The sequence below is a fragment of the Streptomyces sp. NPDC039480 genome (assembly GCF_055597165.1).
In genome coordinates, this window is record NZ_JBVITX010000001.1 from 1,438,697 (window position 1) to 1,457,101 (window position 18,405).

14 protein-coding genes and 1 pseudogene are annotated in these 18,405 nt (G+C 73.1%); 10 read left to right on the forward strand and 5 right to left on the reverse strand.

Features of this window, described 5'->3' with window-relative positions; genetic code table 11:
* The first annotated feature begins 184 nt into the window (after positions 1-184).
* From ACZ56E_RS05815 to ACZ56E_RS05850, 8 genes are all read left to right on the forward strand, one after another.
* Positions 185-3,055 carry a helix-turn-helix transcriptional regulator gene (locus ACZ56E_RS05815; protein WP_471211413.1) on the forward strand — a complete coding sequence of 957 codons (2,871 nt, stop codon included), beginning with the start codon at positions 185-187 and terminating at the stop codon, positions 3,053-3,055.
* A 94-nt stretch (positions 3,056-3,149) separates the two neighbouring features.
* On the forward strand, positions 3,150-4,088 hold the full coding sequence (locus tag ACZ56E_RS05820) for an alpha/beta hydrolase (protein WP_471211415.1): 939 nt from the start codon (positions 3,150-3,152) through the stop codon (positions 4,086-4,088).
* A 139-nt stretch (positions 4,089-4,227) separates the two neighbouring features.
* Positions 4,228-5,139: a glutaminase gene (locus ACZ56E_RS05825; protein ID WP_468611120.1), complete on the forward strand. Its 912-nt coding sequence runs from the start codon at positions 4,228-4,230 to the stop codon at positions 5,137-5,139.
* A gap of 71 nt (positions 5,140-5,210) precedes the next feature.
* A complete protein-coding gene (locus ACZ56E_RS05830; RefSeq protein ID WP_471211417.1) occupies positions 5,211-6,014 on the forward strand; it encodes a phytanoyl-CoA dioxygenase family protein in 804 nt (267 codons plus the stop codon).
* A 95-nt stretch (positions 6,015-6,109) separates the two neighbouring features.
* Positions 6,110-6,451: a GNAT family N-acetyltransferase gene (locus tag ACZ56E_RS05835; RefSeq protein ID WP_471211419.1), complete on the forward strand. Its 342-nt coding sequence runs from the start codon at positions 6,110-6,112 to the stop codon at positions 6,449-6,451.
* A gap of 47 nt (positions 6,452-6,498) precedes the next feature.
* The gene (locus tag ACZ56E_RS05840; protein WP_471211421.1) at positions 6,499-9,354 is read left to right on the forward strand and encodes a helix-turn-helix transcriptional regulator; all 2,856 of its coding nucleotides are present in this window, start codon (positions 6,499-6,501) and stop codon (positions 9,352-9,354) included.
* Between the two features lie 60 nt (positions 9,355-9,414).
* On the forward strand, positions 9,415-9,939 hold the full coding sequence (locus tag ACZ56E_RS05845) for a hypothetical protein (protein ID WP_471211423.1): 525 nt from the start codon (positions 9,415-9,417) through the stop codon (positions 9,937-9,939).
* 65 nt (positions 9,940-10,004) lie between these two features.
* Positions 10,005-10,568 carry a dihydrofolate reductase family protein gene (locus ACZ56E_RS05850; RefSeq protein ID WP_471211425.1) on the forward strand — a complete coding sequence of 188 codons (564 nt, stop codon included), beginning with the start codon at positions 10,005-10,007 and terminating at the stop codon, positions 10,566-10,568.
* Here the strand turns inward: ACZ56E_RS05850 and ACZ56E_RS05855 are convergent.
* Entirely contained in the window at positions 10,550-13,393 is a 2,844-nt protein-coding gene (locus tag ACZ56E_RS05855) for a helix-turn-helix transcriptional regulator (RefSeq protein WP_471211427.1), read from the reverse strand. The two genes, ACZ56E_RS05850 and ACZ56E_RS05855, sit on opposite strands and share 19 nt — an antisense overlap.
* Before the next feature lie 164 nt (positions 13,394-13,557).
* Between ACZ56E_RS05855 and ACZ56E_RS05860 the strand changes: the two genes are divergently transcribed.
* The gene (locus ACZ56E_RS05860) at positions 13,558-14,460 is read left to right on the forward strand and encodes a helix-turn-helix domain-containing protein (RefSeq protein WP_471211430.1); all 903 of its coding nucleotides are present in this window, start codon (positions 13,558-13,560) and stop codon (positions 14,458-14,460) included.
* 55 nt (positions 14,461-14,515) lie between these two features.
* Here the strand turns inward: ACZ56E_RS05860 and ACZ56E_RS05865 are convergent, their stop codons facing one another.
* Positions 14,516-15,505: a helix-turn-helix domain-containing protein gene (locus ACZ56E_RS05865; protein ID WP_471211433.1), complete on the reverse strand. Its 990-nt coding sequence runs from the start codon at positions 15,503-15,505 to the stop codon at positions 14,516-14,518.
* Between the two features lie 294 nt (positions 15,506-15,799).
* Here ACZ56E_RS05865 and ACZ56E_RS05870 point away from each other — a divergent pair, with 294 nt between their 5' ends.
* Positions 15,800-16,777 (forward strand): alpha/beta hydrolase, encoded by a 978-nt coding sequence (locus tag ACZ56E_RS05870; RefSeq protein ID WP_471211435.1) that lies wholly within the window; start codon positions 15,800-15,802, stop codon positions 16,775-16,777.
* A gap of 12 nt (positions 16,778-16,789) precedes the next feature.
* Here ACZ56E_RS05870 and ACZ56E_RS05875 read toward each other — a convergent pair whose 3' ends face one another.
* The 3 genes and pseudogenes from ACZ56E_RS05875 to ACZ56E_RS05885 form a co-directional block, all read right to left on the reverse strand.
* Complete coding sequence (locus tag ACZ56E_RS05875; protein ID WP_471211437.1) at positions 16,790-17,788, reverse strand: AraC-like ligand-binding domain-containing protein; 999 nt, start codon at positions 17,786-17,788, stop codon at positions 16,790-16,792.
* Between the two features lie 39 nt (positions 17,789-17,827).
* Positions 17,828-18,187, reverse strand: coding sequence for a hypothetical protein (locus ACZ56E_RS05880; RefSeq protein ID WP_471211439.1), 360 nt, complete (start codon positions 18,185-18,187; stop codon positions 17,828-17,830).
* Between the two features lie 5 nt (positions 18,188-18,192).
* Positions 18,193-18,405 (reverse strand): annotated as a pseudogene (locus tag ACZ56E_RS05885) (aa3-type cytochrome oxidase subunit I); the annotation flags it as partial.

Consider the following 18,405-nt stretch of genomic DNA (forward strand, 5'->3'; position numbering starts at 1 on the left):
GGCTGCCCCGGACCGCCCAGTGGTGCGGGGTCAGCCGCGAAATACCTGCTCACAGCGTTGATGTCATCTTGCCAGGCGCTCGGCCCGCATGACTGGTCACATGACAGAAGCGGCCTGTACCCCCTCTTGGGAGCATTCCCGCGGGGGTGGGAAGAAGCCGCCCGCAAGGCGAGTTCGGAGTGCGATGACGGAGTTCGAAGCGGGACGCGCGGCTGTGCCGATCGGCCGTGAGGAGGAAGTCAGCCGGCTCCTGCGGTGCCTTGACGCGCGGTCCGGCCCGCAGGGACTGCTCGTGCTCGGGGAGACCGGCACCGGCAGGTCCCTGTTGCTGCGGTTCGCCGAGGAGTCGGCCGCGGCGCAAGGGTCCGGGGTTCTGTCGACGCGCGGCCCGGGCGGACAGGAACCCGCGCCCTTCGCCGCGCTGCACCGGCTGCTGCTCCCGGTGTCCGAGGAGCCGGACATGTTTCCGTGGGCCCGGTGGCCGGTACCGCGTACCGCGTACGAGCCGGGCGTGGGAGCTGTGCGGGAGCGACGTGCGCTGAGCGCCGCCACGCTGGCACTCCTGTCCCGCCTCGCGCGCAGGAACCCCCTGCTGGTGGCGGTGGACGACGTGCAGGAGTGGGACAACGCCTCCTTGGACGTCCTGTTCTCCGTATGGCGGCAGCTCACGGACCAGGCGGTGACCATGCTGTTCACCGCACGCGGCGAAGCCCCTCCGTCCGGAGTCCCGGCGGATCTTCCCGTCCTCAGGCTCGGGCCGTTGTCCGCCGGGGCAGCGGCCCGGCTCCTGGACGCGCAGCCCGACGCGCCCCGGGGGCGGCTCCGGCTGGACCTGCTGCGGCAGGCGGAGGGCAACCCGCTGGCGATCCTGGACCTGCACCGGGCATCGCGCGCCGGTGCCGGATCGGCCTCGGCCCCGCAGGTGTTCGCGTCACGTCTGGAGGCCCTTCCTGAGCACGCACAGCGCGCGCTGCTCTACGCCTCGGCCGCACTCCGGGAGGAGGAACTCCGCGTCGTGATGGCGGCCTTGGACACCGACGACCTCACCGTCTGGACCCCGGCGGAGGAGGGCGGGCTGATCCGCATCGCCGACGGCCGCCTCGCGTTCGGACATCCGCTGGTGCGTGCGGCGGCATTCCAACGAGTGCCTGCGAAGCTGCGGCAGCGGGCCCACCGCGACCTGGCGGCGGCGGAGGGCCAGAACCCGGCGTACCGAGCCTGGCATCTGGCTGCCGCCGCGATGGGCCACGACGAGGAGGTCGCCGCCGCACTGGAACGCGTGACCGCCGTGCACGCCGCGAACGCGGGAGACCACTACATCGCGGCGAGGGCACTGGAGCAGGCGGCGCGGCTCAGCGGGAACGACGCGGGCCGGGCCCGTCGCCTCACCGCGGCCATGACGGCGGCGAGCATGCTCGGGGACCCGGAGTGGGTCTGTGAGCTGTATGCGGAGTTCTCCCGGGTCGCCCGCGACCCGGACCTGCGCTGCGTCGCGGCCTGTGCCATGGCCGCCGCACTGTCGCTGCTCTCCTTCCAGAGGGAAGCCTTCGGGCTCCTGCTGGACACGTCGCGGCACGCTCCACCGCGTACCGCCACCACGTCGTTCGCGCTCACGGCGCTCGTGGCGGCGATCGCCCAGCAATCGGGTCTGCCGGAGCATCGGGAGGAGCTGCCCCGCCTGCTCGACCACGCACGTCGGCTGGCCCGGGCGACACCCGGGCCGGGGGGTGACCGGGCCGAGCACTCCGAACGCGACACACCTACCGGAGGCACTGAACCCGCCGGAGACACCGAACGCGTGGACCCGTGCGAGTTGTCCGGCCTCACCGGGCCCGGTGTCCTGGCTGCCCTGGAGGCCTACGTATCGGTCGGTCTCGATGCCCATGCCCGCGGGGGCGGCAGAACTCGCCGGACGCCGGTCCCACCGTCCGGATCGCACGCCGGAACGCATGCCGGCCCGACTCAACCCACCCGGCTGCTGACCCACGCCTCGGTGGCGTACTACGCCGACGAGTCGGAGCGGTGCGCGGAGATGTACCGGCAGGCGAGCACACTGCACGGCGCCCACCGGACGTGGGCCTCACGGGTGTGGACGCTTCCGAACCACGTGGACACCCTCATCGCCATGGGCCGATGGCCGGAGGCCCAGGCCCTGATCGAAGAAGGGCGCTCCGAGGCGGTCGTCCACCGGTTGCCCCGTGTCGACATGGACCTCGAGGCGCTGGACGTGACGCTGCGCGCACTGCGCGGCGACAGCCTGCCGGACATCCCGTTCACCAGCTCGCACTGGCGCTCCGTCAGCCTCGACGAGAACCGCGCCACCCGGGCCAGGATGCTGCGCGCCAGCGGCCTGCACGCGCTCGCCCTGGGGGATGCCGAGCGTGCGTTCCGCCACTTCAGGTCCCTGTTCGGTGCAGACGGATCGCCAGTCGTCCCCTACCTGCCCCCGCGCTCCGTCGGTGAGCTGGCCACCGCCGCGCAGCGCGTGGACCGGAAGGGCGAGGCGGCGCGCGTGCTCGACGCGGTGCGGGCGGGCCTGGGCGAGCGGCCGACGACCCGCATGACGCTCCTGATGCACCACGCAGCGGCACTCGTCGACGCCACAGCGGACCCCGAGCACCATTTCCGGCTGGCTCTGGTCAACCCCGAGGGCGACACCTGGCCGATGGAACGGGCCCGGGCCCGGCTGCACTACGCGATCTGGCTGCGCAGGCGCCGCAGGCCCCTGGAGGCCCGCGCACAGCTGACCGCGGTGCTCGAGACGGCGGCCCGGCTCGACGCCAGGGAACTCACGGAAGCCGCCCGCGGCGAACTGCGCGCGACGGGCGCCGTCGACGCCTCCGCGGCCACCTCGGCCCCGGCGGAGGGGCTTGCCGAGCTGACGGCCCAGCAGCATCAGATTGCGCGGCTCGCCGCGGCCGGCCTGTCGAATCGCGAGATCGGCGAACGGCTTTTCCTCTCGCCGCGTACGGTGGGCTCGCACCTCTACAACGTGTATCCCAAGCTGGGCATCAGCAACCGCCATCAACTTCGGGACCTCCTGCACGACAGCTGACGTGCGAACGATCCGTACCCAGGGGCCCGAGCGAGAGGCGGAACGAATGCGGCCGGAGCCTGACCGGGAGAGGCACGCCGAGCAGCCGCGGCCCGTGATTCTCGACCCCCTGGTGCAACGGCTCGTCGACGCATCGGCGACACCACCCTTCCTCCACGAGCTGGAACCGGCGACCGCCCGCCAGGCGTTGCAGGAGGCCCAGGGGGACCGGATCGACGACTTCGACGTGGCTGCCACGTTTCACGCGGCGCCCGTCGGACCCACCGGCCTGGTGGGCTTCTGGGTCTTCCGGCCGACCGGAGTCACGGGCCGGCCCCCCACCATGCTGTACGTCCACGGGGGCCGCTGGATGCTGGGCGACGCGCAGACCCACGCGTGGCTCGTGAGCGAGCTGGTGCGGGAAGCCGGTGTCGCGGCCGTCGTGCCCGAGTACAGCCGCACGCCCGAGAGCCGCTACCCGATCGCCCTTGAAGAGTGCTACGCCCTGCTGAACTGGACGGTCGGGCAGGCCGAGTCGCTCAGGCTCGACACCGAACGGCTCGCGGTGGCCGGTGACTGCGCCGGGGCCACCCTTGCCGCGGGGCTGACGCTGCTGGCCCGGGAGCGTGGGGGCCCGGAGCTCCGCGCCCAGCTGCTGTACTACCCCCTGACCGATGCCCGCTGCGACAGCCCGTCGCAACGGCTGTTCGCCACGGGATACCAGCTCACCCGGGATGCCGTGCGGTCCTACTGGCGGGAGTACGCGGTCGAATCCCGGCAGCGGGACGAGCCGACCGCGGCCCCGCTGCGTGCGAGCATGGCCGAGCTGGCGGGACTGCCGCCGGCGCTGATCGTGACCGCGGAGGCCGATGTCGCACGGGACGAGGCGGAGGAGTACGCGCACCGGCTGCGCCAGGCCGGTGTCGCCGCTACCGCGGCGCGTTTCCAGGGCACCGTCCACGACTTCGTGTCCTTGACCGCTCTGCGTGACAGCCCGCCGACGCTTGCGGCGGTGCGGCTCGGCGGGAGGTTCCTGCGCGCTCGTCTGCGGTGAACAGGCCATCCCGACATCCCGGACAAGAGGACGTCCCCACCGGGCGATATTCTGTGGCCGCGGTCGACGACACAGCCCCGGACCAGCGGCTTTTCAGGACGATACGGCCGCGCCGTATACGCAGAGAGCTCAGGTTGTTGTGGACTACCAGGCCGTTCTAGAAGAAGTCGCCGCCTTCGCCCGGCCACTGGTGGGCCGCGGCCAGGTGGCTCAGTACATCCCGGCGCTCGCGGGCGTGGACGCCGAGCGCTTCGGCATCGCGGTCGCCGACGTCAACGGCGAGGTGCACGGAGTGGGGGACTGGCAGGAGCCGTTCTCCGTCCAGTCCATCTCGAAGGCCTTCAGCCTCGCGCTCGTCCTGGCGGAGGGCGGCGAGCGGATCTGGGACCGGGTCGGCACGGAGCCGTCCGGCAACCCCTTCAACTCGCTGGTCCAGCTCGAGTACGAGAACGGCATCCCGCGGAACCCCTTCATCAACGCCGGCGCGCTGGTCGTCACGGACCGGCTGCAGAGCCTCACCGGAGACGCCGCCACGACGATGCTGGAGTTCCTGCGCGCGGAGAGCGGCAACCCCGATGTCGCCTTCGACCCGGTGGTGGCCGCATCCGAGGCCGAGCACGGCGACCGCAACGCGGCTCTCGCGCACTTCATGGCGAGCTACGGCAACCTCGACAACCCCGTCTCCACGGTGTTGGAACACTACTTCCAGCAGTGCGCGATCCGTATGAGCTGCCGCGACCTCGCGCTCGCGGGGGCCTTCCTGGCCCGGCACGGGTTGCGCGGCGACGGCACGCGCCTGCTGCCCGCACGCGAGGCGAAGCAGGTCAACGCGGTCATGCTCACCTGCGGTACGTACGACGCGGCGGGCAGCTTCGCCTACCGCGTCGGCCTGCCGGGCAAGAGCGGCGTCGGCGGCGGCATCGTCGCGGTCATCCCGGGACGCTGCACCCTGTGCGTCTGGAGCCCGGGCCTGGACAGCTACGGCAACTCCGTGGCGGGCGTGGCGGCGCTCGACCACTTCACCACGGTGACGGGCTGGTCGGTGTTCTAGCCGTGCCGCCCGACAGCAGCCGTGCGGGAACTGTCGGGTGGGCGACCTCGCCCCGATGACACGCTCACGGCATGAGTACATCGGTGATCAGCGACGACGACGTGTCCGAGTTCGTGGAGAAGGGGTTCCTCCGCGTGGAGGGGGCGTTCTCGCGTGACCTCGCGGCGGCATGCCGGGACATCATGTGGCGGGACATCGACGGCGAGCCCGATGACCCCGCGACGTGGCAGAGCCCCGTGGTGCGGCTCGGCGCCTATACGCAGGAGCCCTTCCGGGCCGCCGCCGACTCGCCCCGCCTGCATGCCGCGTTCGACGCCCTCGTCGGCGAAGGGCGCTGGGCTCCTCTCGGCGGACTCGGTACGTTCCCGGTGCGGTTCCCCAGCGACCAGGAACCGGGCGACGACGGATGGCACATCGACGCGAGCTACCCGGGAGACGACCCCGCCGACTTCCTGTCCTACCGGGTGAACGTCGCCTCTCGCGGGCGGTGGCTGCTGATGCTGTTCCTCATGTCCGACGTGGGGAAGGACGACGCGCCCACCCGGATCCGTGTCGGGTCCCACCTGGACGTCGCCGCACTCCTCGCCCCCGAACGCGAGGGCGGTCTGCCCTTCATGCGACTCGCCGAGCGCGCCGTGCCCGCCACCGAGCACCGACCGGTCGCCCTCGCCACGGGCCGGGCCGGTGACGTCTACCTCTGCCATCCCTTCCTCGTACACGCCGCGCAACCTCACCGAGGAGCCGAACCCCGCTTCATGGCGCAGCCGCCGCTGCTTCCCAAGCCGGGTCGGGGCCCGAACGTCGAACGTCCCGATGGGGACCCCTACTCTCCCGTGGAGACCGCGATCCGCCGAGGCGTCGGACGCGGTCACTGATACCCCCTCCCAGGCTCTTGACCTGGGCAGACGCCGGAACTGTTTAAGATGTGGTGGTATTTCATCGGTCGGCGCCACTGAAAGGCAGTACGACAATGACGCAGCCCGCAGCGGCTCCGGTGGTTCGACGTGTGGACGCCAGGCACCGGTACGAGATCCTGGTCGAGGGCAAGGCCGCGGGATTCACCGCGTACCGCGACCGGGACGACCGGCGCGTGTTCTTCCACACCGAGATCGACGACGCCTACGCGGGACAGGGCCTGGCTTCGACCCTCGTACGAGAAGCACTGGACGACGTGCGGAGCGCGGGCCTGCGCATCGTGCCCGTCTGCCCCTACGTGGCGAAGTTCCTGGAGAAGCACGAGGAGTTCGCCGATCTCGCCGACCCGGTGGCCCCTGAGGTCGTGGAATGGCTGGACAGCGTGCTGAAACGCTGATGGGCCCTGACGCTGCAGAGCAGACGGGTCACGACGGCCCTCATCTGGTGGGGCGTGAAGCCCAGGTCGCGGTCATCGACGCCGCCCTGGCGGACATCGGCTCCACCGGCACCTCGGTGATCCTGCGCGGCGACCCCGGCACGGGGCGGACCGCGCTGCTGAGGTCGGCCGAGGCGACAGCCCGTCGTGCCGGTCTGCGCGTGCTGCGGATGACCGGGGCCGAGGCGGAGGCCGGGCTGCCGTTCGCCGCCCTCCACCAGGTCCTCTGGCCGCTGCTCGACGACGCGCGGGGCCTCTTCGAGGAGCAACGGCACGCCCTGGAGAGTGCCTTGGGGATGCGGGAAGGGGCGCCGCCCGAGGGCTTCACCGTGGCGAGCGCCGCCCTCACCCTGCTCGCCCACGCCGCCGCGCGCCGCCCCGCGGTGGTTCTCCTGGACGACCTGCAGTGGGCCGACTCGTCGAGCGTCGCCGTGTTCGGATACGTACAACGTCATCTGGCCCCGCTGCCCGTCGTCGCCATCGCCGCGACCCGGCGGGCGGGCGACCCGGCAGGCCGCACGCCTGCCGCCGTCAGAGAGAAGCGCGACGCCACCCAGGGCCTGCCGGGACGGGTGATCGACCTGCCGCCGCTGGACGGGCCGCAGGCCGAGCGGCTCCTGCGCACCATCCACCCCGCCCTGCCCGACGGGGCGCGCCGCAGGGTGCTGCGGGCCGCCGGCGGCAACCCGCTCGCCCTGCACGAACTCCCCGAACAACTGCGGCGCGTGGCCGCCGACCGCGCCGAGTTCCTCGCGGGCCCCGCCCCGCTCGGACTGACCGAACCCTTCGACGTACTGCCGCTGGGCGAGCGCCTCGGACGGTTGTACGAGGACAGGCTGCGCGCCCTGCCCGATGCCGTGCGGCGACTCCTGCTGGTGGCCGCTCTCGACGACGCGTCCGCTCCACGTGGCGCCGTGCTGCGGGACATGGCCGACCGTGCCTCGGGCACGCCGTGGACAGAGATTGCCGAGCACATCGAGGACTCCGGTCTCGCGCACACCGATGCGGAGAGCGGCGTCGTGGTGTTCCACCATCCGCTGGTGCGCGCCTGTCTGGTGCACATCGCCTCACCGGCCGAGCGGCGTGCCGCACACCGGCTGCTCGCGGACGCCCTGCCCACCGAGAGCCCCCGCCGCGCCCTGCACCTGGCCGCCGCCGCGCTCGGCACCGATGGCGAACTGGCCGCACTGCTGCACGCGGAGGCCGACAGCATGGCCGCCCAGGGCGGTGACCCGGAGGCGGCAGAGCTGATGGCCCGGGCGGCCCGGCTGAGCCCGGACCCGGCGAGCAGAACTGCCCGCCTGGTCGCCGCCGCGGCCGGCGCCGTACGGAGCGGCCGCCCGCACCTCGCGGCGGAACTCGTCGCCGAGGCAGAGACGGAGGCCTGCCCGGGAAAGCCCGAACCCGCCGCCCCGTACGCCTTCGCCGTCGCCTACGCCCGCCTTCAGCTCGACGCCGACCCGAACCCCGCGATCGAACTGCTGCCCGCCGTGCTGGACGCGCCGCAGGCGTCACCGGAAGCCGAGGACCGGCAGGACGAGCGGGCCGGGCTCCGCGAGCCGATGCTCTTCCTCCTCCTCGTCGCGGCCGTTCTCACCGGGGACGAGCGGGCGTGGGCCGCCGTCGAACGTCACGCGGTGCAGGCCTCTCCGGCGGCGGCGCTGTGTCTCGAGGCCTGGTCCGGCCCTGGGCGGGCCACCCACGAGGCGTCGCTTCGGAAGCCCACCCACGAGGTGCCGCTCCGGCTCCGCGAGACCATCGAGGCCCTGCCCGCCGACCGAGAGACCACTGCCGCCTGGCTGCTCCTGTGGGCGGCCGCCGCCGTTGACGCGGTCGGCGAGCACGACGCGCTCTGGAGCGCCTTCGCGCGCCGCCACGCGTACGCGACGCAGACGTTCATCGACAGCCTGCGCGCCCATGACGACTTCCTGCACGGCCGCTGGGACGCGTCCCTGACGGCGTCCCGCGCGGGCGCCCGCACCTCCGCGGACCACGGTTACGCACTGACCGAGATGCTGTTCCTGCAGAACACCGCACAGATCCTCGCCGCTCGCGGGGAGCGGGCCGGAGTCGCCGCACTGGAGCCCGCGCTCGGCATGTCCGCCGGAGCCCACGGCCTGCGCTTGGTCACCGAGCGCCTGCGCGCGGCGAAGTTGCTGTGTGCACTCGGGCACGGTCTCGCCGAGGAGGCGTGGCACCACGCACGCGCTCTCCTGCCGCCCGGTGAACTCCCCGTCCGCAGCCCGTGGCTCCATCTGTCGCTCGTCGACTGCATACAGGCGGCAGTCGACAGCGGACGGCGAGCGGAGGCCCGACGCCACCTCCGCGCGGTCAGCTCGTCCGGTCTCGCCCGCACGTCAGCGCACCACGCCTTCCTGGTGGCCGTCGCCGAGGCCCTCGCCGCTGAGGAGGACGAGGCGGCGGAGCGGTACGAGGCCGTGTACGCCCTGCCCGGCGCGGAGAGTTGGCCTTTCCCGCTCGCCCGCACCCATCTGGCCCACGCCGCGTGGCTCCGACGCCACGGTCGGCCCGACCGGGCGGCCGCGCACGGCCGGGCCGCGCTGACCGTGTTCAACCGTCTCGGCGCCACGCCCTGGGCCGCCCAGACATCCCAGGAACTCACCGCGGCGACGGCGGCCGCCAGGGCACCCGGCGGACCGACCGGAGAACACCGGCACCCTTCCCTCTCGGCGCAGGAGACACGTATCGCCGAACTCGCGGCGGAAGGGCTGACCAACCGCCAGATCGGTGAGCGGCTCGGTCTGTCACCGCGCACGATCGGCGCGCACCTCTACCGCGTCTTCCCCAAGCTCGGCATCACGACCCGGGCCGGCATCGCCCGTGCCCTCGAAGGCGGAGAGTAGGCGGCAGGCCGATCGGCGAACCGTCTTCCCCATGCCCCCCTTGTGCTGGATGATCCCCGCATGACTCAGCAGCGGACCGACGGGGCACCACCGGCCGACGCGGCCGGCACCTACGTGGAGGCACTTCGTGAGCGGCTGGCGGCCGACGGATGCGGGGTGACCGCGACCACCTGGCGCGACCACCCGGTGTCGATCGGCAGTCGAGCAGACCGCAAAGCGCGGTGGTTCGGCACGAAGGTGGAGCTGTTCGTCCTCGCCGCCGCGGTCCCCGAAGTCGACGACGCCTCGCTGGGCGAGTTCACCGGGTGGGCCCTGAGCTATGCGCAGAGCCTCCGGAGCGGTCTGCCCGGTGCCCGCAACGCGATGATGGTCCTGCCCGCTCTCGTCAGTGGCGACGTCCGGCCGTCCGCGAGAGAGTGGGCTGCCAGAGACGCCCGGATCCTGGGAACGTCCGTGATCGGCCGACCCCTCACGGTGGAGACGGCCCCGGGAGCCACCCGGGTCACCATGTACCGGGGCGGGGTCGCGTGGGGCGGCATGTTCACGCGTCACGTCCTGGAGAAGGCGTCCCTGTACTTCCCCTGACGCCACCGGTGCGTCCGGCGGCCGTACGGGCGGCCCGGGCGGTCCGTCACCGAGGAGGACTTCTGATGCGCAGCGTGACCTATTCGATGGGCGTCTCGCTCGACGGCTACATCGTCGGTCCGGACGGCGGTTTCGACTGGACGGAGCCCGACGCGGACGTCTTCCGCTTCTGGATCGACGAGATCCGGGACGTCGGCGTCCACCTGATGGGACGACGGCTGTACGAGACGATGCTGTACTGGGAGACCGCCGACCAGGATCCCTCGCTCGACGACTCCATGCTCGAGTGGGCCTCGCTCTGGAATCCGCTCCCGAAGGTGGTGTTCTCCACGACGCTGTCGTCGGTGCAGGGTAATGCCCGCCTGCTCTCCGGCGGTGTGGCGGAGGAGATCGAGCGGTTGCGGGCCGAGCCGGGGGAGGGCGACATCGCGATCGGCGGCGCGACTCTCGCCGCCGAGGCGGCCGCGGCGGATCTGATCGACGAGTACCGGGCCGTGGTCCACCCGGTACTGGTCGGCGGAGGTACCCCGTTCTTCCCCCGGAACGAGCGCCGGGTGAACCTCGAACTGGCCGAGACCCGCACCTTCAACTCCAAGGTCGTCTATCTCCGCTACCGCGTGGCGCGGTGACCGGCTCGTCCGGAGTCCGGCCCGGGCAACGCCCTCGCCAGGGCGGCCCGTGAAGTGACCCCCAGCTTGGGGAAGATCCGGTAGAGGTGGGCGCCGATCGTCCGTGGTGACAGGTGCAGGGCTGCGCCGACCTGCTTGTTCGTCAGACCGGTGGAGACGAGGCGGGCGATGCGCAGCTCCTGGGCCGTGAGCACGCCGGCCGGGACGGTCGGTAGAGCCCCCGCGGCCGCAGGGGGTGAAACCGGTACGGAGACCCGGAAGCGGTTCGCGGACCGTAGTTCCGCCCGGCACTGTGCCAGCCAGGGGTCTGCGCGCAGTTCCTGAAAGGTGCGGGCCGCGGCGCGCAGGGGCTCCGTCGCCTCGGCGCACCGCCCCCGGCGGCGCAGCCAGGTGCCGTGCGACAGGCGAAGGCGCGCCAGGTCGAAGACCCACTCGCCGGCGCCCGGCACCGCATAGGCCGCCGCGTACGCCGCGTCCGCCTCCTCGTCGTCGGCGGTGAGCGCGCTGGCGGCGGCCAGCAGGAAGGCGTGGTGCGCGGAGATGGAGCCCATCACCGCCGCCCGTCCGGCCGCGACGTGGGCGAGTGCCTCCGCCCGGCGGCCGCAGCGCAGGCTCGCGACGACGAAGTCGAAGAAGGGGAGGTGGAACCAGGCCAGGCCGCCTGGCAGTTCACCCGGCGCCATCAAGCGCCGCAGCAGGGCGTACGCCTCCTCGTACCGCCCGTGCGCCAGGGCGGCGAGGGCTTCGAGGCGGTCGAGGTGGTCGGTGACGAACCGCATCCGGGCTCGCGCCGCCGCCGGTTCGACGCGGGCCCGCACCGCCCGCAGCCCCCGCTCGTCGCCACGGCCCGCCACGAAGTGTGCGTAGTAGTGCCGGAAGAGCAGGGCATTGCAGTGGTAGCCCAGTTCCTCGGCGATGTCGGCCTCGCGCAGACACGCCTCCGCGGCGTCCCAACGGCCCCGCAGAAACGCCTGATGGCACCGCGCCTTGGCGACGGACCCCTGCGTGGCGTACGTGTGCTCGTCGTTGAAGAGCCGCCACAGCTTCTCGTCGGCCGCGTCCACCGCCGACGCCGCCCACAACAGCAGCCACGCACCGGCGGTCTCCCGCTGCACCGCCATCCGCGCCACCAGGCCGCGCAGCTCCGCCTCCGCGCCGTGCGCCGTGCGCGGCGGGTCCGACCAGGCGCGGTGGCAGAGCTGGGCCGAGGGGGAGAGGTGCTCGCGATGCCGCTCCAGCGTCTCCCACCCCCGCGGGTCGCCGGTGTAGGCCGAGGCCAGCAGCAGCTTGAACGCCATCTGCTCGACGAGATCGCCGAACACCGGGGCGCCGGGCGCGGTCAGCGCGGCCAGGGCGCCGGGCAGCAGCGCGAACGACGAGGCGAAGTCGACGTGATGACTCTGGTCGACGTACACCACCGCGTAGGCGAACAACGGGGCGATGTCCTTCGGCACCGGCCCGCGCCGGATCTCCCTCACCAGTTCCGCCGCGTACGCGAGGCGTCCTCCCCGGGCCGACATGACGGCGGCCCATGTCAGCCGCCGCGCCCGGTCGCCGGGGTCGGCGCCGAGAGCAGCCGCGCGGTCGAGCAGCAGCGCTCCCTCCGCGTCACCGCCGCGCAGCGCGATGCGGGTCCCGGCCTCCTGCAGCCGCGCGGCGAGCCGTTCGTCCGTCCCGTCCGCGGCGGACGCCTCGTGCAGCAGCCGACGCGGGTCGTCCTCGCGCAGCCGCCGCGCGAGCGTCCGGTGGGCGGCGCGCCGCTCGGCCGCCGATGCGGAGGCGATCACCGCGCTGCGTACCAGCGGATGCCGGAACACCAGCCGCCCCACGGAGTCCAGCCGGGCGAGACCGCTCGCCTCGATACGGCCGAGAACCCGTTCGGCACGGTCCTGGTCGGCCCCCTGCCCGCCTGTGTCGTCCCCGTCTGTGTCATGCCCGATGGTGGCGGTGCCGTCCAGCGCGGCGAGCAGCAGGGCCCGTGCCGCGCTCTCGGGGAGCGACCGCAGCCGCCGGGCGAACAGTTCCTCCAGGCGCTCGCCCAGCGGCAGCCTCTCCGGCAGCGGCACCACGCCCGTGCGGTGCTCGGCCGCCAACTGGCCGGGCAGCTCGGCCAGGGCCAGCGGATTGCCCGCGGCCTCGTCCATCACACGCCGGGCGGTGGCAGCCGCGAGCCCGGGGTGCCAGCGCCGCAGCAGAGTGCGGGAGTCCTCGCCCGACAGCGCCTCGACGTCCACCGGGTGGGTCGGCCAGCCCTCAAGGGCGGAGTGGTCGGGGCGGCTCGTGCACACCATGACCACGGGAATCTCGGCGACCCGCTGGTGCAGGAAGACGAAGACGGCAGCGCTCGACGGGTCCACCCAGTGCAGGTCGTCGACGAGGACGAGCACCGGACGGCGGCGCGCCTCCTCCGCGAGCAGGGCCAGCGCCGCCGCGCCCACCATGAAGCCCTCCGGCAGATGGCCCTCCGGCATGAAGCCCTCCGGGGGCAGGCTGTCCCGCAGGCCGAGGGCCCGTTCGAGCGCGAGCCGCTGGTGCGGGGGCAGGGCGCGGGAGTTCTCGCGCAGCGGCCGCAGTACGTGGTGCAGCGCGCCGAAGGCGACACCGGACTCCGCCTCATTGCCCGCGACGCGCAGGACCGTGAAGGCATCCCGCGCCGCGCGCGTCGCCGTCCAGTCGAGCAGGGTGGTCTTCCCGATGCCTGCGTCGCCGCGCAGCACCGTCGCCGAGCCGCCCGCTCCCGCCCGCGCACGCTCCAGGGACCGTTCCAGCAGCGCCTGTTCGCGCTGACGGCCGACAAGTGTCCTGTCGCCCTGTCCGCTCCCCATGACCTTCCCCTCGTCCCGCGGCACCGCATTCCGTCGCGTACCCACCGCCTCTGAACCACCGTGGCACCGCCGCGATGCCCCACCGTGCACGGCTCGTGCCCCTGCCCGCAGGGAAGGCCGCACGCTCTCGTCATCGACGGCCGGCCACCCCAGGCTGACTCCGTATGAGCCTGACAACGATCATGACCCACAGCCCCACCGCCACGTGCGACACCCATACCTCCCGCACGCTCGGCTTCCTCCACGTGCGTACGGTGCGGGGAACAGTGCAGTCCGTGCGGCACGACCCCGAGGACGAAGCGGTGACCGAACCGTACGTCCTCCTCGGCATCCACAGCCTCGGCCGGGCCACCCTCGTCCGGCGGGGCAGCACCGAGATCTGCCTGCCGGGTGACCTCTTCGCCTGCGACGGAGGGGAGCCCTTCGTCCTGGACGAGGAGGGGGACTTCGAACTGCACCTCGTACGGATTCCGCGGCGCGCGCTCACCCTCACCGATGGGCAGGTACGGGAGTTGGGCGGCCGGGCCCCCTTCGCCGACGGGACCGTCGCGCCGCTGCTCGGTCCGCTGCTGCGGGACATCGCCGGCGCACGGCCCGGGCACGCGCCACGGTCCGAGCTCCGCCTCGCGGGGACCGTCGCCGACCTGGTCGGGCTGCTCGCCGTCGAGGACGCGGGGAGCGGGCCGCGGGACAGCGGCCCCGGGCTGCGGGAGGGTGGGCAGGAACGTGAGGCCCTGCTGGGCCGGTTGCACGCGTACGTCGACGCCAACCTGTGGGACAGAAACCTGACCCCGGCGAGCGTCGCCGAGGCCCAGCACATCTCGATCCGCTATCTGCACAAGCTCTTCGAAGGCCGGGACAGCACGGTCGGCCGGTGGATCCAGCGCCGCCGCCTGGAGGAGGCCCGGCGGGAACTCGCCCGCCCCGGGCGCGACGACATCACGGTTTCGGCGGTCGCCCGCCGCTGGGGCTTCGCCAGCGCCACCCACTTCAGCCGCAGCTTCCGCGCGGCCTACGGCATGTCACCCAGCGCCTGGCGCGACGGCAGAACGAGACCCGCCGAGTAGCCCCCGGCCGGTTGCCTCTGCCGGCAGGAGCGGCGAACGCTCGGTGCCGCAGTGGTCAGCGGGATTCCGCCTCCGGCGAGGAGGTCGTCAGGCGGCGCCACTGCTGTGGGGAGTGGCCGTGGACGGATTTGAAGGCGCGGCTGAAGTGGGCCGGGCTGCGGAAGCCCCAGCGGGATGCCACCACGGCGATGGACGGGCTCACCCGTCCGCGCCGTGCGAGTTCCTGGGCGCACTTCTCGACGCGCTGACGCTGGATCAGCCGGCCCACGGTCACGCCCTCGGCCTCGAAGAGGCGGTGGAGGTAGCGGACCGAGATGAGATGGGCCGCGGCGATGCGTTCGGCGGACAGGTCGGGGTCGCCGAGGTGGTTCTCGATGTAGTCGAGGACCGTGACGAGGAGAGGGTGCCGGTCCGGACTCGGTGGGCCCTCCGCGTCCGAGGCGAGGTCCTCGACCAGACCGGCGACCAGGTCCGCGATGACGCCCCCGAGCCGCTCGCCCACCTGAGCCGGCACCCGGGTCCCCGACGCGTCCAGCCGCGGGAGCAGCGCCGGCAGGAGCGCGGACGCGCCCTCCGACGGAGTGACGGCGCGGGCCGTGAGGGAGCGCAGGGGGACCGCCGGGAGGTGCAGCGCGTGCAGGGGCAGGCGGAGGATGAGGGTCCGGGCCCGCTCCTGGTGCTCGATGGAGAAGGGGCGGCGCAGGTCGATCAGGGCCAGCTCACCGCTCGACACGGTTGCGCCGCGCCCGTCCTGGGCCAGCCGTAGGGTCCCTTCGCGGGGGACGAGGAGAGCGACCGCGTCCCCGGAGTCCCGCGCCGCAGAGCGGGCGCTGCGGACGAGGCGCAGCGGCCCGGCCGCCTCACAGGTGAGCGTGAGCACGCGTACGTATCCGAAGTGGTGGAGCGTCACGGCGCCGTCGGCGCGCCCGGCCGGGTCGGTGGATTCGACGACCGGCGTGAGCCATCGGGAGACGGCGGCTTCCACGTCGGTCGACGTCTCGGTGACCGGGCCCGGTGCCACGGCCGTTGCGGATCGAGCGCTCACGGAGGGCTCCCTTCGTCCGTCCCCGGGCCGGTGCACGGTGCGTGGCAGAGGGGGACGGTCGCCCCTGGCCCACGGCCCTGCCGCGAGTCTCGGCCGACGACCGGGGGAGGCGTTAGGTCATATGACTGCCCTTCGGTGTGACGAAGGCGGGTGGGCGGCCGAAGTGTGCACGCAGCGGCATGGATCCGTAAGGTGGCCGCGCCCCTTCCGGGCCGACGGCGTCCTAGGGTGAGTACTCCGTGCCCGGCGGAGCCGCGAACGGCCCCGTGATCCGCCCCTCGTGCAGGAGTCCCCGTGGAAGCAGACGTTCCGGCCGCCCGGGAGACACCTGTCCTCGAACGATGGACGCGCGCCTTCGCCGAGGCGCACGCGTGCCCGGTGCCGTCGGAGACCGACCCCGTCGCGTCCAGGGCCCGCGTCGCGGCCCTCTGGGACGGCGGCGGTGGCGACGAACCGGATGTCGAGGAGGAGTGGCTCGCCCTGCCGGGCCCCGACGGGAGCCGGATCCGGGTACGGATCCTGCGCCCCGCCGGCACGGACGAGCCCCTGCCCGTCGTGCTGTACCTGCACGGCATCGGCTGGATGCTGACGGACGCGTACGCGCACCGGCGGCTGGTGGCGGACCTCGTGCTCGGAGCGGACGCCGCAGTCGTCGTTCCCGAGTACGACGTACCGGAGGACGCGCGGCACCCGCACGCCGTGGAGCGTGCCTACACCGTCGCCCGGTGGGTCGCCCGGCACGGCAGCGAATGCCGCCTGGACGGGAGCAGGATGGCGGTCGTCGGCGTCAGCGCGGGCGCCCAGCAGGCGGCGGCCCTCACCCTCGCGGCGCGCGAGCGCGGCGGGCCCGGCTTCCGCCACCAGGTCCTTGTCTGTCCGGTGACCGACGCGGCGATGGACACCCCGTCCTACGGCCAGTTCGCGGAGGGGTACTTCCTCGGCCGCGCCGCCATGCGCGAGTACTGGCGGCAGTACGCGCCGGACCGGGAGAGCCGGACGCACGGCGCGGTCTCGCCGCTGCGCGCCCCGGTGAGCCGGCTGCGCGGGCTGCCGTCGGCGCTGGTCCTCACGGCGGAGGCGGACGTGCTCCGCGACGAGGGGGAGGCGTACGCGGCGCGCCTGCGAGAGGCGGACGTGCCGGTCGTGTCGCTCCGCTACCAGGGCACGATCCACGGCTTCGTCCTGTTCGACCTGCTGCGCCGCACGGAGGCCTCCAGGGCGGCCCGCATCCAGGTGACGGACACTCTGCACGCCGCACTGCACGCGGCCTGATCCCCGGCCGCGTCAGGTGGCGTCGATCTCCTTGGCACCGGGGCCGTCGCGGTGGCGGCGCCACTCGCTGGGGGACGCGCCGTAGGCGGCCTGGAAGCGGCGGCTGAAGTGGCTCGGGCTGCTGAACCCGCAGCGTGCGGCGACCGCCGCGACCGTGAGGCGGTCGTAGCGGGGCGCGGCCAGCATCTCGCGTGCCTTGGCGAGGCGTTCGGTGATGAGCCACTGTTCGAGGCTGATGCCCGCGCCGTTGAGCAGGACGTAGAGCCTCCGGACGGAGACGGCGTGTTCCTGCGCGATCCGTTCGGGCGTGAGGTCGCGGTCCGCGAGGTGGCGGCGCGCGTAGGCGAGGATCCGGGTGACCAGCGTGTCGTCCATCGTCGAACGGACGGCGGGGGAGTCCTCGGCGTGCGCGGCCGAGAGGAGGAGCGCGCGGACGAGTTCGGTGGTGGCCGTGGCGAGGGCCCCGGCGCCGGGGTCGGCTTCGAGGCGCGCGGGGTCGCGCCACACACCGCGCAGGTGGTTGAGGACGAGGTCGTACATCGGGCTCGCGCGCAGCCGGTGCGAGGCCTGCTCGACGGTGTCCACCGGTACGTCGAGGCGGTTCACGTCGAACATCATGGCCTGGGAGGCGCCGTCGCCCGACCAGCCGTAGACGCGGGGCGACAGCTCGTGGAAGACACAGATGTCGTCCGGGCCGAGGACCCGCTGCCGCCCCGCGACCTCGGCGCGGTGGGCGCCCGACAGCTGGAGCGAGACGGAGATCACGGGGTTGCTGCGGTGGTGGCGTACGTGCCGTTCGTTCCGCCGCACCTCGAAGCCCGAGTTGCGGGTGGCGAAGAGGTCGAGGCCGCCCACGCGCCACAGCTCCATACGGGCGTGGATGCCCGTCTCGGGCTCCTCGTGGACGACCTCGTTGGGCACCGACGAATCGGTCAGTGCGTGGTGGAAGGCGTCCGCGCGCTCGCGCGGCGCCACGGTGGACAGATCGACCAGCAGCACAGAACCCCCCATAAGACTCCTACCAGGGGGAACATTCTGCCTCATTGAAATCTAAAGCACTCCTCCCGCCGTCAGGACCGCCAGCGTGAGGGCCAGCGCCACGGCCAGACCCAGCAGGCCCCACAGGCTCCGCAGGAGAAGCCGCCGCCGCAGAGTGCGGTACGTCTCCTCGTACTCGGCGCGCAGCTGGCACGCGCGCCGGGCGATGTGCTGCCAGCCGTGCCGGGTGAGCGACAGGTGCTCCTCGGCGTAGAGCCGTTCCACCTCGGCGCGTTGGGTGTCGGTCAGCCAGGGCAGCCGCTCGGTGAAGTGCTGGGCCGCCGTGCGGCCGTCGGCGCGGGCGGCCGCCACGAGGAGGTGGCCCTCGACGTCGTTGATGAAGGCCCGTACGCGCACCGGGCGGTCGTCCATCGCCGTCATCGCAGGGCTCGCTGTTCGGTCGCCGCGATCTCGGGGTGGTGCAGGTCGAACGCCGGTGACTCCGAGCGGATACGGGGAATCGTCTGGAAGTTGTGGCGCGGGGGCGGGCAGGAGGTCGCCCACTCCAGCGAACGGCCGTAACCCCACGGGTCGTCGACCTCGATCTTCTTGCCGTACTTGGCCGTCTTCCAGATGTTGTAGAAGAACGG

What these genes read in the sequence shown, in the direction of transcription:
- ACZ56E_RS05845 (WP_471211423.1), top strand. Translation starts at nt 9,415, where the DNA reads ATGACTCAGCAGCGGACCGACGGGGCACCACCGGCCGACGCGGCCGGC.
- ACZ56E_RS05855 (WP_471211427.1), bottom strand. Translation starts at nt 13,393, where the DNA reads ATGGGGAGCGGACAGGGCGACAGGACACTTGTCGGCCGTCAGCGCGAA.
- ACZ56E_RS05850 (WP_471211425.1), top strand. Translation starts at nt 10,005, where the DNA reads ATGCGCAGCGTGACCTATTCGATGGGCGTCTCGCTCGACGGCTACATC.
- ACZ56E_RS05830 (WP_471211417.1), top strand. Translation starts at nt 5,211, where the DNA reads ATGAGTACATCGGTGATCAGCGACGACGACGTGTCCGAGTTCGTGGAG.
- ACZ56E_RS05815 (WP_471211413.1), top strand. Translation starts at nt 185, where the DNA reads ATGACGGAGTTCGAAGCGGGACGCGCGGCTGTGCCGATCGGCCGTGAG.
- ACZ56E_RS05880 (WP_471211439.1), bottom strand. Translation starts at nt 18,187, where the DNA reads ATGGACGACCGCCCGGTGCGCGTACGGGCCTTCATCAACGACGTCGAG.
- ACZ56E_RS05835 (WP_471211419.1), top strand. Translation starts at nt 6,110, where the DNA reads ATGACGCAGCCCGCAGCGGCTCCGGTGGTTCGACGTGTGGACGCCAGG.
- ACZ56E_RS05875 (WP_471211437.1), bottom strand. Translation starts at nt 17,788, where the DNA reads ATGGGGGGTTCTGTGCTGCTGGTCGATCTGTCCACCGTGGCGCCGCGC.
- ACZ56E_RS05860 (WP_471211430.1), top strand. Translation starts at nt 13,558, where the DNA reads ATGAGCCTGACAACGATCATGACCCACAGCCCCACCGCCACGTGCGAC.